This window comes from Streptomyces sp. 2A115, assembly GCF_052245575.1.
In the GTDB taxonomy this organism is placed as follows: domain Bacteria; phylum Actinomycetota; class Actinomycetes; order Streptomycetales; family Streptomycetaceae; genus Streptomyces.
On sequence record NZ_JBQQCG010000122.1, the window covers coordinates 14,046 to 28,067 of the forward strand.

Here is a 14,022-nt window from a genome sequence, read left to right on the forward strand (position 1 = left end):
GGCGACGGGGGTCAACCGTGCGTCAGGTGCGCGGTGTTGGTGCCGCCAGGTGGACCGGCACCATGGAGGGCGGCATGGGACTCTTGTTGCGTCGCCCCTGACCCGTCTCCTCCCACGCGTGCGCGAGGATGCCGACGCTGCGGCTGAGCACGAACAGGCCGCGGGCCAGCGGCGCGGCGAAGCCCAACTCGGCGTAGATGACGGCGGTGGCGCCGTCGATGTTCATGGGTACGGGCTTCCTCCCCTCGCGCCCACGATTGAGATGCGCCTCCACGGCGCGGGCCGCCCGCAGGTGAGCGCCCGTCACCAAGCCGTCCGCCACGGCCCGGTCCACCAGGGCGAGCAGCGGGTCGCGGCGCGGGTCGCGGGGGTGGAAGCGATGGCCGAATCCGGGCAGATAGCGCGAGCGGGACCGCCACTCGGCGACGACCTCCGTCACGGCGCTATCGAACTCCCGGCTCTGGTCGTGCCGTTCGGCTCGTTCGACGATGTCACTCAGCAGCTGCACGCACTGCTGACCCGCTCCGCCGTGCACATCACCGAGCATGTTCACCCCGGTGGCGACGGCGCTGTTGAGCCCGATCCCGCAGGTCGCTGCCATGCGGGCGGCGGCGATCGAGGGAGCCTGCGGCCCGTGGTCGACGCCTGCCACCAGGGCCGCCTCCAGGAGCCTGGCCTGCTCGGGACGGGGCAGTTCACCGCGGAGCATCAGCCAGATGGTCTCGACGAAGGTCACGTGGCCGATCAGGTCCTGTACGGGATGCTCACGCAGTTCGATGATGCCGGGTTCGACCCGGCTGACGGCGGTGGCCCACCACTGGGCGACCAGGCCGTCCTGCGGCCCGGCCGTCATGAGGCCGGCGCCTCGGCGGCCTGGCGGTGCGCCCGCCAGCGGTCGATCAGCAACTCCCGCTCCTCGCCGTGCTGGTCGAGCAGCGGGGGCGGGGAGTCCGGCGCGAGGGGTTCGCCGTCCACCAGCACGCCGTTGCCGCTGGCCCGCAGCGTGCGGCCGGAGCCGTCCGGGTAGGGCAGGTCGGTGAAGAAGCCGCGGTGCGCCAGCTGTTCCAGCTCCACGGCCTCGGGGACCGTCAGGACGCGGGCGGCCGGGACCCCGGCGGCGGACAGCGTCGCCTCCCACTCCAGGGCCGTCTTCTGGCGCAGCGCCGCGTTCAGCTCGGCGTTGAGTTCCGCGCGGTGCAGTTTGCGCGCCTCGCGCTCGGTGAACCTCGGGTCGTCGATCAGGTGGGGCAGCCCGGCGAGGCGGCAGAGCGTGACGAACTGCTCCTGGCGATTGGCCGCGATGTTCAGTCCCCCGTCGGCGGTCTCGAAAGTCCCTGAAGGCGCGGCGGTGGCGTTCTGGTCGCCCATCGGTTCCGGATCGACGCCGCTGATCAGGTAGTTGGAGACGGCCCAGCCCATCGCGGAGAGGGAGACCTCCAGCATGGAGACGTCCAGCCGCGCCCCCTGCCCGGTCTTCTCCCGTCCCAGCAGGGCCGCGCTGATCGCGAGGGCCGCACCGAGGCCGCCGAGCGAGTCGCACACGGGGAAGCCCACCCTGAGCGGTGCGGTGTCGGTCGTACCGGTGATGCTCATCATGCCGGACAGGCCCTGGATGATCTGGTCGTAGGCGGGGGCGGCGCTCATCGGTCCCGACTGCCCGAAGCCGGTGATCGCGCAGCTGACCAGGCGCGGATTGAGCTCCCGCAGCCGGTCGGCGCCGTATCCCATCCGGGCCAGCACCCCGGCCCGGAAGTTCTCGAGGAGGACGTCCGCGCCACACACCAGTTCCTCGAAGTCGGCTCGGTCGCCGGGGTCCTTGAGGTCGAGCGCGAGGGACTTCTTGCCGGCGTTCTGGGCGAGGAAGGAGGCGCCGATACCGGCCCGGTTGAGCTCCGGATCAGGGCCGAGGCTCCGGGCGAGATCGCCCCTGCCCGGCTGTTCGACCTTGACGACCTCGGCGCCGAGGAGCATGAGGTGGTAACTGCAGTACGGCCCTGCCAGCACGTTGGTGAGATCGAGTACGCGGATTCCTGAGAGCGGTCGTTCGGGCATGCACCGGCTCCTTCTGCGGTTCCTGCGGCTTCTGTGACTGCTCTGGGTTCTGTGGCTGCTGTCGTGGGCTCATTTCGTCGGGCTGAGCGGGTGGTCGAAGCCCTGCTCCGACATCTGCCGGGCGACCTCGGTGAGTGCGGTGGCGAACCGCTCGATGACGGACTCGGGAAAGCGGTGGCTGGGTCCGCTGAGCGAGAGCGAGGCGACGACGGCTCCGCTGCGGCCGACGACGGGTACAGCCACGGCCGTCAGCCCTTCGTCACGCTCGCCCCGGCTGACCGCGAAGCCGCGCTCCGCCGCCAGGTCCGCCCACACCCGCAGCTGCCTGGCATGTCCCTCGCCGTGCGGGGAACCCGCGGCGATCCGGTGCAGCAGGGCGTCGGGTGCCGTCCGAAGCAGGATCTTGGACGAGGCGCCCGCCCACAGCGGGAGTTCGTCGCCGACCCGCACCACATGGCGCAATGGCTGCGGGCTCTCCTGCTGGGCCACGCAGACGCGGGACAGGCCTCGCAACATAAAGAGATTGACCGTCTCCTGCTGCTCCTCGGCCAGCTCGCGCATCAACTTGCGGGTCTCACGGGGCAGTTCCCAGCTGGTGTGGGCCAGGTGCGCCCAGCGCCACAGGCCGGGACCCGCGGTGTAGCCGGCCGGGGTGTCCCAGAGCAGACCGCACTGCTCGAGTGTCTGCACCAGGCGGACCACAGTGGTCTTGGCCAGGCCGGTGGCGTCGACGATCTCCCTCAGCGTGACCGTCGGCTGATCCTCGGTCAGCAGTCCCAGGATGTCCAGAGCCCTGCGCACACTGCGCACCCCGGTCGCCTCGGCCGCACGCTCATGGTCGGTCTCGCTCACGCGCCTTCTCCCTCCGCTTCGAAACTTCCTCGAACGGCCCTCTTGCCACCGCGAGTTGGCGCCCGTACGTTACACGCCGACCCACAGAGCAGTCCACCAGTACCACTTAGCGGTTTCCTGGGAGATCTCATGCTCGATTCCCTTCTCAAGGCCGGCGCGGACACGGCGGTGGCCGAAGCGCCCCCGTATGTCGCCGGCCAGTGGGGTGGCAACGGTCCGGCGCTGGCCCGAACGGGCCCGTACCTGCGCCGCGTTGTCAGTAGGACGACCACGGCGACCGGGGAGGAGATCTCCCGCGCTGTCGCCTACGCCCCCTCCTCAGCCCGAACGGTGGCCGGGCTCGCACCCGCTCTGCGCGCAGACGTCCTGGAGCGAGCATCCCGCGCCGCCTCGGCCCACCGCGAGGGTCTGGCCCGCCTCCTCGCCCTGGAGTTGGGCAAACCGCTCAAGGACGGGCTCGGTGAGATCGACCGGGTGGCGGACACCTTCGCGGTGTGCGCGTCGGAGGCGCGTCACATCGGCGGCGAGACACTGCCCGTCGCGGGCTGGCAGCGCGGCATCGGCAACACGGCCTTCACCTATCGCGCCCCGGCCGGGGTGGCCCTCGCCATCACCCCCTTCAACGCCCCCGCGAACCTCCTTGCCCACAAGCTCGGCGCCTCCTTCGCCGCGGGCAACACCACACTCGTCAAGGCCCCACCCCAGGCCCCGGCCGCCACCGCCGCGATCGTGGCGCTGCTCCTGGAGTCCGGAATGCCGCCGCAGGCCGTGCAGTTGCTGCACGGCGGCGGCGAGGTGGGAGCACTGCTCTGCGCGGCCGACGATGTGGCTGTCATCAGCTTCACCGGCAGTGCGGCGACCGGCCGGGCCGTCGCCCGCGCGGCCGGGGCCAAGCGCCTGGTCCTCGAACTGGGCGGGAACGCCGCCACGATCGTCTGCGAGGACGCCGACATCGCACAGGCCGCGAAGGAGTGCGCCCGCACCGGTTACAGCAACTCCGGCCAGAGCTGCATCTCCGTCCAGCGCGTCTACGTCCACCGCTCCCGCTACGACGCCTTCCTCGACGCCTTCACCGCCTCCGTCGACACCCTGAAGGTCGGCGACCCGCTCGACCCGGCCACCGATGTCGGCTCGATGGTCGACGAGGAGGCCGCCGAACGCGTGGTGCGCTGGTCGGCCGAGGCCGCCGGCTCCGGCGCCCGCGTGCTGCGCGGCGGCACCCGCGACGGCGCCACCGCCACGCCCACCATCGTGGCAGACCCGGCGCCGGACTCCTCGGTCGTGGTCCACGAGGTCTTCGGAGCACTGGTCGCAGTGCTCCCGTACGACGACTTCGGCGCGGTCATCGAGTCCTGCAACACCAGCCGCTACGGCTTGCAAGCGGGGCTGTTCACCCGCGACATGGGGCGCATCATCACCGCCTGGCGCGAGCTGGAGACCGGCGCGCTGATCGCCGGCGGCAGCTCCAACTACCGCCTCGACCACGTCCCCTTCGGCGGCGTCAAGGACTCCGGGTTCGGACGCGAGACACCCCGCTCGATGATCGACGACTACACGGTCGTCAAGACCCTGCTGCTCCGCGGACTGTCCGTCTGGGGCGACACAACCGCCATCGACGCGACCACCACCGACACGACCTCCATCGACGGGGAGACCGACGCATGAGCGTGACCGCCGCCGAAGCCCTGGTCGACCAGCTGGAGTCGTACGGAGTCGAGTACGTCTTCGGCACCTGTGGCCACACCAACATCGCTCTGCTGGACGCGCTCGGCCCCAGCTCGATCGAGTTCGTGATCGCCCGCCACGAGCAGGCCGCCGCGCACGCCGGCGACGGCTACACCCGCGCCTCCGGCAAACCCGGTGTCCTGCTCACCCACGTCGGTCCCGGCATGATGAACGCGGTCACCGGAGTGGCCACCGCCGCCCTCGACTCGATTCCGCTGATCGTCATCTCCGGCGACGTCCCCTCCTACTACTCCGGCCGCCACCCGCACCAGGAGGTCAATCTTCACGCGGACGCCGACCAGACCGCGATCTACCGGCCGTTCACCAAGCGCGCCTGGAACGTGCACCGCGTCCAGGATCTGGCCCGTACGACCGAGCGGGCGTTCTGGACGGCGACCTCCGGGCGGCCGGGAGCCGTGCTCGTCAACGTACCGATGGACGTGTTCAGCCGTCAGGTCGAGGAGTACGCCGGTGAGTATCCGCTTCCCGGCAGCGCCACGCTCCCCGGTCTCGACCGGGCCACCGCCGAGCGGATCGCCGAGACGCTGCTGTGCGCCGAACGACCGCTGATCTACTTCGGGGGCGGACTGCGTGACCCTGGCGCCCAGCAGGCGCTGTCGGCTCTCGCCGAACACCTCGACATCCCGCTCGCGCACTCCCTGATGGGCAAGGGTGTCCTGCCCGACCGCCACCCCCTGCTGCTCGGCATGCCCGGCTTCTGGGGACTGGAGACCACCCACGAGTACACCAAGGGCGCCGATGTGGTCCTCGCACTGGCCACCCGGTTCGCGGAGACCGACGCCAGCTCGTGGGATCCGGCCTACACCTGGACCTTCGGTGACAAGAGCAGCCCGCCCAGCAAGCTCATCCAGATCGACATCGACCCCGCCGAGATCGGCCGCAACTACCCCGTCGCGATCGGTGCGGTCGCGGATGTCGGCGACGCGGTACGGGCCATCGTTGCGGCCGTACGGTCCGCCCGACCGGAGCCGCTGACCCGTGGCGGGCTGCGCGAGACCATCGCCACCGCCCGCCGGGCCGTCTTCGACACCGCCCGCGAGGACGGCCGCAGCGACAACTTCCCACTGCGCCCGCAGCGCATCCTCGCCGACCTCCGCGAGGCCCTGCCCAACGACGCGGTGCTCGTCACCGACGTCGGCTGGAACAAGAACGGCGTCGCCCAGTGCTACGAACTCCCCGAAGGCGGGCGGTTCATCACCCCCGGCGGAGCCTCGACCATGGGCTTCGGCCCGGCCGCCGCGGTCGGCGTGCAGATGGCCCAGCCGGACCGCGTGGTGGTCGCCCTGGTCGGCGACGGCGGCATGAGCGCGCAACTGCCCGCCGTACCGATGGCCGTCGAACAGGGCCTGCCCGTCATCTTCGTGGTGATGAACAACCGGGCCCACGGCACCATCGCCGACCTCCAGGCCTCGTCGTTCGGCCGGTCCTACGGCTGCGAGTTCACGGACGCCGAAGGACGGCCCTACAGCCCGGACTTCGCGGCCCTCGGACAGTCCTGCGGCGCCGACGGCTACACCGTCGCCTCCCCCGCCGACCTGTCCAAGGCACTCGCCGACGCGGTCGCCCGGCGCAGGCCTGCCGTCATCGACGTGCCGATGGTCAACGAACCCGTGCCGACACCGGGCCATTGGAACATCAAGGACATCTACCGCGGGTCCTTCGCCGGCTGACCGCCCTACGACTCCCTGTCCTCCGCTCACAACGAGGTGACCTCATGACCCGCAACAGCACCCCACGACCACGCACCACCGCCCGCGCCGCCCTCTGCACGGCCGCCGCGCTGGCCGCCGCCCTCACCGCGTGCAGCGCGCCCGGCGAATCCGCAGACGCCGACGCCAAGGCGTCATCCGGACCCATCAAAGTAGCCGTCGTCAACGCGCAGAGCGGGCAGCTCAGTTCACTGGGCGACTGGGAGTACAAGGGCGCCAAGCTGGCCGTCGACGAGTGGAACAAGAAGGGCGGCATCGACGGCCGCAAGATCCAGTTGAAGCTCTTCGACGACCAGGGCGACCCGACCACCGGCACCAACATCGCCCGCAGGCTGGTCAGTGACAAATACGTCGCGATGATCGGCACGGCGGAGAGTGCCGTGACCATCGCCATGGGGCCGGTGCTCCAGCAGGCGAAAATCCCCAACATCACCTCCGGCCAGTCCGACGGCCTCGTCGAGCTGAAGAGCCCCTACCTCTTCCTCAACGGACCCACCAGCACCACCTATGACTCGACGCTCGCCCAGCACCTCGTGAGCGACAAGGGCTACAAGAAGATCGCCGTGATCACGAACAACGGCTCATTCGGAAAAGGCGAACACGACGCCTTCCTCAAGGCCGTGAAGGGACTCGGCGTGAACCCGACCACCGACCAGGTGGTCACCACCGACCAGAAGGACTTCAGCGCCGCGCTGACGAAGATCCGGTCCACGAAGCCCGAGGTGATCTTCATCGGCTCGGAGGAGGTCGAAGCGGGACTGATCGTCAAGCAGGCCCGGGACCTGGGCATCACCGCCCCCTTCGCCGGCGCCGCACCGCAGGGCACCCCCGTCTTCATCGACACCGCCGGCAAGGCCGCCGCCGAGGGCACCATCGTCAGCTCGCCCTACCTGAGCAATGACGTCAACGACGCCACGAAGAAGTTCGCCGCCGCCTACGAGGCCGCGTACGGCAAGGAGGCGGAACTGCACGGGGCCAAGGCCTACGACGGCGCGAACATCCTGCTGACCGCACTGAAGACCAGCAAGGGCGCGACCGGCGAGGAACTCGCCGACGCGATCCGCGACACCCGGTACAAGGGCCTGCTCGGTGACTTCCAGTACGACGAGACCGGGGTCGGCATCACCAAGACCACCATCGGCGTCATCCGCGACGGCAAGCTCGTCCCGCAGCAGTAGGCACCGGGAGCACTGACGTGCAAGAGACACTGCAGACACTCGTCGGAGGCCTGAGCCTCGGGGCGGTCTACGCCCTGGTCGCCATGGGGTTCTCCCTGGTCTACCGGACCATGGGGCTGGTCAACTTCGCCCACGCCGACATCGCGATGATCGGCGCGTATGCGGCCTCCACCTTCTACCTGACATCCAAGCTGCCCTTCGCCGTCGCCATGGTCGTGGCCATCGCGGTCACCGCCGCGATCGGCCTGGTCATCGAGCGGATCCTGCGGCCGCTGGAGAACAAGGACTTCGACCTGATGCTGATCGGCACGATCGGCTTCGGCATCGTCCTCCAGGCCGTCGCCATTCTGATCTGGGGCACCACCGGACGGGCCGTCCGCTCACCCGTCCGGTCCGCCCCGCTCGACCTGTTCGGGGTGCGCGTGCGCACGTACGACCTGCTGGTGATGGCCGTCGCGGCACTCGCCGTGATCGGTCTCGCCTGGTTCCTCGCGCGCACCAAACGCGGTGCGGCCATGCAAGCCGTGGCCATGGATCACGAGGCAGCCACCGCCGTCGGCATCAACGTCGGCCGCAGCAACGCCCTGGCCTTCTCGATCGGGGCGGGCCTCGCTGCCCTGGCCGGCGGTCTCGTCGGTCCCATGCTGTACGTCGACGCCTCGCTCGGCGGCGCGCTCGGCATCAAGGGCTTCGCCGCGGCGATGCTCGGCGGCTTCGGATCCATACCGGGCGCTGTCGTCGGCGGACTCGCGATCGGCGTCCTCGACTCGTACGCGGCCGGCCACTTCCAGGGCTACTCGGTGCTCGTGACCTTCCTGGTCTTCACCGTCGCCATCATGATCCGCCCGATGGGTGTCTTCGGGGAGAGGACGGTGAGCCGCGCGTGAAGTTCCGTGTCGGAGGGTTCACTGCCCTGGCGGTGGCCGCCTGGCTGCTGCCGTACGGCCTGGGCAGTTACTCCATCCATGTCGTCAACATCGCACTCATCTATGCCCTGTTGGCCATCGGCATGGGCTTGGCCATGGGCATCTCCGGGCAGATCAACCTCGCCCAGGTCGCGTTCTTCGGCGTCGGCGCGTACACCCTCGCCATCCTCACCACCGACTCCGGATACGGGTTCTGGGCGGCGGCGGTCCTCGCCCTGCTCGCGACCGTGGCAACAGGCCTGTTCGTCGGCATACCAGCACTGCGCATGCAGTCCCATTACCTGGGGATCGTCACACTCGGCCTGGCACTCGGCTTCATCAACTGGATCACCAACGCCTCGGTCACCGGCGGCGCCGACGGCATCTCCGGAATCCCGCTGCCCACCCTGCCCGGCATCGACCTCTCCAGCGAATACCTCTACTACTACCTGGAGTTGGTGGTCTGCGCACTCGGTCTCGGCTTCGGGCTCTTCGTCGTCCGCACGTCCCTGGGGCGACGCCTGCGCGCGATGCGTGACGACTCCCTGGCCGCCGGCGCGATGGGCGCGGAGATCCCTCTGCTGCGAATGACCGCGTTCCTGCTCGCCAGCCTGTACGGGGGCCTGGCCGGGGTCCTGTACGCAGGCCTCATCCGCTATGTCGCCCCGGAGACGTTCTCCATCGGCAACATGTTCATCCTGCTCGCCATGGTCATCATCGGCGGCCGGCGTTCCCTCGTCGGCTGTGTGGTCGGTGCGGTCGGGCTGACCCTGATCCGCGAGTGGCTCTCCGACTTCTCGACGTACGCACAGCTCGGATACGGCGTGGTGGTCGTCCTCATGGTCGTCTTCGCGCCGACCGGACTCGCCGGAATCCCCTCCCGCGTAAGGGGATTCGTGAACCGACGGCGACGGGGGAAAGACGAGGACCGTGCGCGACTGCGCCCCTTCCAACCGTACGAAGCGGTCGAGACGCCCGATGCCGCGGACGCGCCTCTCCTTGAAATCCGGTCCGTCACCAAGGATTTCCGCGGGCTGCGCGCCCTGGACGATGTCTCCCTCACTGTCGAGCCCGGCGAAATTCGCGGCATCGTAGGGCCCAACGGCTCCGGCAAGACCACCCTGTTCAACGTCATCAGCGGCTTCTACCGGGCCAGTTCGGGACAGGTGAGGTTCGCTGGCCGCGACACCACATCCGCCCGCCCCTACGCGCTCTCCCTCCTCGGCGTGGCCCGTACCTTCCAGAACCTGCGCCTCTTCGGGCAGTTGACCGTCCGCGAGAACATCCTCGTCGCACTCGACCGTAGCCGGACGTACACCATCTGGCAGTACGCGGTGTGGCAGCCCGGTGTCCTACGCCGCGAGCAGCAGCTTCGCCGCCAGGCACAGAACCTTCTGGAGCGCTTCGGCCTCACCGACTTCGCCGAGGCCGCGCCCGGCTCCCTCCCCTACGGCATCCAGCGGCGCATCGAGATCGCCCGCGCCATGGCCGCCCGGCCACGACTTCTGCTGCTCGACGAACCGGCCGCCGGGCTGAACGGCGAAGAAGTGCAGCAACTCACTCGCATCGTGCGCTCCATCCGCGACAGCGGCACCACGGTCGTCCTCATCGAGCACAACATGGGCCTGGTCATGTCCCTGTGCGAGCGCGTCACGGTGCTCTCCAGCGGCGGGGTCATCGCCGAGGGCGCGCCAGCCGAAGTGGTCGCCGCCCCCAAGGTGATCGAGGCATATCTCGGGGATTCCGCGATGGCCGACGTTCCGCGACCGGAGCCGGCCGCGCCGGAGTCCCCTGCGACTCCGTCCAAAGCCCCTGCTTCGGCCGAGGCACCCGCTTCGAAGGAGGCAACCCGTTGAGGATGCTCCCCGCTCACCGTGCGCCTCGTACCGAAGCCGCCGCCACACTCACCGTCGAGGACCTGTCCGTGCACTACGGCGGGGTCCGCGCGGTCAGCTCGATCAGCTTCAGCGTGGAACCCGGGGCGTCGGTGGGCATCATCGGCGCCAACGGCGCGGGCAAGACCTCCACGCTCAAGGCCCTGATGGGCCTCGTACCGCGCGGCGGCGGACGCATCACGCTCGGCGAACGCGGCCTGACTCGCGTGCGGGCCCGCGACATGGTGCGGCACGGCATCGGTTACGTACCCGAGGGCCGGCATGTGTTCCCCGGCCTGACCGTGGAGAAGAACCTCCTGCTCGGCGCGTACGCCCGCCGCTGGGACGCCGAGACCCGGGCCACGCTCGCGGAGGTGCACGAACTCTTCCCGGTTCTGGGCGAGATGGGTGAGCGCCTGGCCGGGGCGCTCTCCGGCGGGCAGCAACAGATGCTCTCCATCGGCCGCGCCCTGATGGCCAGGCCGCGCATCCTGCTGCTCGACGAACCGTCCATGGGACTCTCCCCCAAGCTCGTCGGCGAGATCCTGAGCGCGCTGAAACGGCTGCGCGAGGAAGGGCTGAGCCTGCTCCTCGTGGAGCAGAACGCCAAACTCACCTTCGGCGCGACCAGTCACTGCCTGGTCATGGAGAACGGCAGCGTCGCCATGACCGGCACCTCCGAGGAGCTCAGCCGGGATGCCCGGGTGCGCCAGATCTATCTCGGGCTGTGAAGCGTTCGTGCGGTTCATGGAAGGGAGCGCAGCGATGGACCAGGACTCGTATCTCGTCGGCCTGATCGGCTCCGGCATAGGCCCCTCACTAAGTCCCGCGCTCCACGAACGCGAGGCGGACCGGCAGGGCCTGCGCTACCTCTACCGTCTGATCGACCTGGACACCCTCGGTACCGCCCCCGCGAAAGTGGGTGAACTGCTGGACGCCGCCCAGGACACGGGCTTCACCGGCCTCAACATCACCCACCCCTGCAAGCAGCTCGTCATCGATCACCTCGATGCCCTCTCCGCGCAGGCCGAAGCAGTCGATGCGGTCAACACCGTGGTCTTCGCAGAGGGGCGGGCGACCGGCCACAACACGGATGTCACCGGTTTCGGGGCTTCGTTCGCCCGCTCTCTGCCCGAGGCCCGCCTGGAGTGGGTGGTGCTGCTCGGCGCCGGAGGAGCCGGGGCGGCCGTCGCCCACGCGGTGCTCGCTCGCGGCGCCGGACACCTCACGGTCCTCGACCTGCTGCCCCACCGCGCGGCCGGCCTCGCGGCCTCCCTGAACCGGCACTACGGCTCAGGGCGTGCTTCCGCGGAAACCCAGGGCCGGCTCCCCGAGTTGCTGGACCGTGCTGACGGCCTCCTGCACGCCACCCCCACCGGAATGGCCGCGCACCCCGGACTGCCCCTTCCGGCCGAACTCCTGCATCCCCGTCTGTGGATCGCCGATGTGGTCTATCGGCCACTGGAAACAGAACTACTGCGCACCGCACGCGCCCGCGGCTGCACCGTCCTCGACGGTCTCGGCATGGTCGTCTTCCAGGCCGCCGACGCCTTTCGGCTGTTCACCGGCCGGGAACCGGACAGCGCACGGATGCTCGCCGATGCCGACGAGCTCGCCTGAGCCACCGAAGTCCACAGTCGGCCATCACTGTCGTACGCGCACACCCTCGTCAGCCTCGGTAACCGCACGCCAGCCCGTACCCGCCCATGCGAGCGCATCTCTGATGGTGACCGCCTGAGGCCAGTCCGCTGGAACCGCGGCTTCATAACCGAAAACCCGTCTGATTTGAAAGCGCCACAGAATCGCCCGAGTTCTAGCGGAACCCACCCCTCCGTCGTACTCATGATCACGCTGCGCCGTGAGCGAGCGCAAGCCGTACCCCAGCGACCTGTCCGACGCCCGATGGGCCCTGACTGAGCCGACGTTGACGGCCTGGAGAAAGGCCCGCCTCGAACGCCGACCGACGGGGACAGCCGGCCAAAGTCGAACTGCGCGACGTATTCGACGCACTCCTCTACATCAACCGCACCGGAATCCCCTGGAAGTACCTCCCGCACGACTTCCCGGGCCACGGCACCGTCTACTTCTACTACGCCGCCTGGCGCGACGAGGGAATCCTCGCCCAGCTCAACTACGACCTGACCGGCCTGGCCCGCGTCAAGGACGGCCGCAAGCCCGAACCGACCGCCTCCGTGATCGACACCCAGAGCGTGAAGACCTCCACCAACGTACCCCTGACCAGCCAGGGAACCGACGCCGCCAAGAAGATCGTCGGCAGGAAAACGCGGCATCCTCACCGACACGATCGGACTCATCCTCGCCGTGACCGTCACCGCCGCCAGCCTCTCGGAAAACGCCCTGGGAATACGCCTCCTCGACCAGGCGAAGGAGAAGTACCCAACCATCTCCAAGAGTTGGGTCGACACCGGCTTCAAAAATGCCGTCATCGAACACGGTGCCCGCCTCGGAATCGACGTCGAAGTAGTCAACAGAAACCCGGACAAGCGCGGATTTCACGTCGTGAAGAAACGCTGGGTAGTAGAGCGAAGTATCGGTTGGATCATGATGCACCGCCGTCTCGCCCGCGACTACGAGACCCTTACCGCCAGCTCCGAAGCCATGATCCACATCGCTTCGATCGACAATCTCGCCAAACGCATAACGGACGAGACCACGCCAACCTGGCGAGGAACCTACTAGGGCATACAGGGCAATACGTCTAGATCAAATGCCCTCTAAGAGGTCGTTTTCTCCCGTTGTTTCATCCGGAGAAGCGGAGCTGGTCCGGTGATGTCGGGTCACGCCAGGAGATGGTGGCCTCGCCGGTAAGGCGGCGGGCCATGAGGTCGGTCATGGCGAGGTGGATCACGGCTTCGGAGCGAGTGGGGAGGGTCTCGTAGTCGCGTGCCAGGCGGCGGAGCATGAGCCAGCCGTAGGTTCGTTCGACGGCCCACCGCTTCGGGATCGGGGTAAATCCCCTGGTCCCGGGGGCACGTTGGACGATTTCCATGTCGATTCCGAGGGTGGCGGCGTGCTCGACGAGGTGCTTGCGGTAGCCGCCGTCGACCCAGACCTTGCGGATCGAGGTGTGGGTGGTGGCGACCTTGTCGAGCAGTTGGGTGCCGGCCACGGAGTCCTGGACGCTGGCCGCGGTGACCAGCACCGCGAGGAGGAGGCCGATCGTGTCGGTCACGATGCTGCGCTTGCGCCCGACGATCTTCTTGCCTGCGTCCGTGCCCTGGCTCGTGGCGGGGATGCTGGTGGCGGTCTTCACGCTCTGCGCGTCGATCACGCAGGCGGACGGCTCGGCGTTCCGACCCTCCCACTGACGCACCAATTCCCTTAACAGGCCGTTGAGCTGGACGAAGACGCCGTCCGCCTGCCACTTGGCGAAGTAGCCGTAGACCGTGTTCCAGTTCGGGAAGTCATGCGGCAGATAGCGCCACTGCACGCCGGTGCGGTCCACGTACAGGATCGCGTTCATGATCTCGCGCAGATCGTGCTCAGGCGGGCGTCCGATGTTCAGCGCATACAGGCGCCGCTCGGCCCGCCATGCCGACAGCACCGGCTCGATCAACGCCCAGCGGGCATCGGACAGATCACTCGGATACGCACGACGCTCGGTCATGACCTGGACGTACCGCTGTTCAGGGGCGTGCGCCCAGGCGTGCAGGGCGACCAGTAGAAGCACCCACCACCGACGTCT

General features: G+C 68.9%; 11 protein-coding genes and 1 pseudogene. 8 read left to right on the top strand and 4 right to left on the bottom strand.

What is annotated here, in order from left to right:
• Window positions 1-22: 22 nt before the first annotated feature.
• From ACTWQR_RS51525 to ACTWQR_RS51535, 3 genes are all read right to left on the bottom strand, one after another.
• Complete coding sequence (locus tag ACTWQR_RS51525; RefSeq protein WP_443234279.1) at window positions 23-853, bottom strand: citryl-CoA lyase; 831 nt, start codon at window positions 851-853, stop codon at window positions 23-25.
• A complete protein-coding gene (locus ACTWQR_RS51530; protein WP_443234280.1) occupies window positions 850-2,052 on the bottom strand; it encodes a CaiB/BaiF CoA transferase family protein in 1,203 nt (400 codons plus the stop codon). Before ACTWQR_RS51530 ends, ACTWQR_RS51525 begins: the two co-directional genes overlap by 4 nt.
• A 69-nt stretch (window positions 2,053-2,121) precedes the next feature.
• On the bottom strand, window positions 2,122-2,904 hold the full coding sequence (locus ACTWQR_RS51535) for an IclR family transcriptional regulator (protein WP_443234281.1): 783 nt from the start codon (window positions 2,902-2,904) through the stop codon (window positions 2,122-2,124).
• A gap of 129 nt (window positions 2,905-3,033) precedes the next feature.
• Here ACTWQR_RS51535 and ACTWQR_RS51540 point away from each other — a divergent pair, with 129 nt between their 5' ends.
• The 8 genes and pseudogenes from ACTWQR_RS51540 (at window position 3,034) to ACTWQR_RS51575 (ending at window position 13,016) form a co-directional block, all read left to right on the top strand.
• A complete protein-coding gene (locus tag ACTWQR_RS51540) occupies window positions 3,034-4,569 on the top strand; it encodes an aldehyde dehydrogenase family protein (RefSeq protein ID WP_443234282.1) in 1,536 nt (511 codons plus the stop codon).
• Window positions 4,566-6,320, top strand: a complete 1,755-nt coding sequence (locus ACTWQR_RS51545) for a thiamine pyrophosphate-binding protein (protein ID WP_443234283.1) — start codon at window positions 4,566-4,568, stop codon at window positions 6,318-6,320. Before ACTWQR_RS51540 ends, ACTWQR_RS51545 begins: the two co-directional genes overlap by 4 nt.
• A 44-nt stretch (window positions 6,321-6,364) precedes the next feature.
• Window positions 6,365-7,537 (top strand): ABC transporter substrate-binding protein, encoded by a 1,173-nt coding sequence (locus ACTWQR_RS51550; protein ID WP_443234284.1) that lies wholly within the window; start codon window positions 6,365-6,367, stop codon window positions 7,535-7,537.
• Between the two features lie 17 nt (window positions 7,538-7,554).
• On the top strand, window positions 7,555-8,424 hold the full coding sequence (locus tag ACTWQR_RS51555; RefSeq protein ID WP_443234285.1) for a branched-chain amino acid ABC transporter permease: 870 nt from the start codon (window positions 7,555-7,557) through the stop codon (window positions 8,422-8,424).
• Entirely contained in the window at window positions 8,421-10,298 is a 1,878-nt protein-coding gene (locus tag ACTWQR_RS51560; RefSeq protein ID WP_443234286.1) for a branched-chain amino acid ABC transporter ATP-binding protein/permease, read from the top strand. Before ACTWQR_RS51555 ends, ACTWQR_RS51560 begins: the two co-directional genes overlap by 4 nt.
• A gap of 2 nt (window positions 10,299-10,300) precedes the next feature.
• Window positions 10,301-11,047 (top strand): ABC transporter ATP-binding protein, encoded by a 747-nt coding sequence (locus ACTWQR_RS51565; RefSeq protein WP_443234287.1) that lies wholly within the window; start codon window positions 10,301-10,303, stop codon window positions 11,045-11,047.
• Between the two features lie 34 nt (window positions 11,048-11,081).
• Window positions 11,082-11,936, top strand: coding sequence for a shikimate dehydrogenase (locus ACTWQR_RS51570; RefSeq protein ID WP_443234288.1), 855 nt, complete (start codon window positions 11,082-11,084; stop codon window positions 11,934-11,936).
• A 238-nt stretch (window positions 11,937-12,174) separates the two neighbouring features.
• Window positions 12,175-13,016 (top strand): annotated as a pseudogene (locus ACTWQR_RS51575) (IS5 family transposase).
• Window positions 13,017-13,077: 61 nt separating this feature from the next.
• Here the strand turns inward: ACTWQR_RS51575 and ACTWQR_RS51580 are convergent.
• On the bottom strand, window positions 13,078-13,944 hold the full coding sequence (locus tag ACTWQR_RS51580; RefSeq protein ID WP_443234289.1) for an IS5 family transposase: 867 nt from the start codon (window positions 13,942-13,944) through the stop codon (window positions 13,078-13,080).
• Window positions 13,945-14,022 lie beyond the last annotated feature (78 nt).

Excerpts from the sequence above, each read along its gene's own strand:
- ACTWQR_RS51570 (WP_443234288.1), top strand. The coding sequence starts at position 11,082 with ATGGACCAGGACTCGTATCTCGTCGGCCTGATCGGCTCCGGCATAGGC.
- ACTWQR_RS51565 (WP_443234287.1), top strand. The coding sequence starts at position 10,301 with ATGCTCCCCGCTCACCGTGCGCCTCGTACCGAAGCCGCCGCCACACTC.
- ACTWQR_RS51525 (WP_443234279.1), bottom strand. The coding sequence starts at position 853 with ATGACGGCCGGGCCGCAGGACGGCCTGGTCGCCCAGTGGTGGGCCACC.
- ACTWQR_RS51540 (WP_443234282.1), top strand. The coding sequence starts at position 3,034 with ATGCTCGATTCCCTTCTCAAGGCCGGCGCGGACACGGCGGTGGCCGAA.
- ACTWQR_RS51545 (WP_443234283.1), top strand. The coding sequence starts at position 4,566 with ATGAGCGTGACCGCCGCCGAAGCCCTGGTCGACCAGCTGGAGTCGTAC.
- ACTWQR_RS51550 (WP_443234284.1), top strand. The coding sequence starts at position 6,365 with ATGACCCGCAACAGCACCCCACGACCACGCACCACCGCCCGCGCCGCC.
- ACTWQR_RS51580 (WP_443234289.1), bottom strand. The coding sequence starts at position 13,944 with ATGACCGAGCGTCGTGCGTATCCGAGTGATCTGTCCGATGCCCGCTGG.
- ACTWQR_RS51530 (WP_443234280.1), bottom strand. The coding sequence starts at position 2,052 with ATGCCCGAACGACCGCTCTCAGGAATCCGCGTACTCGATCTCACCAAC.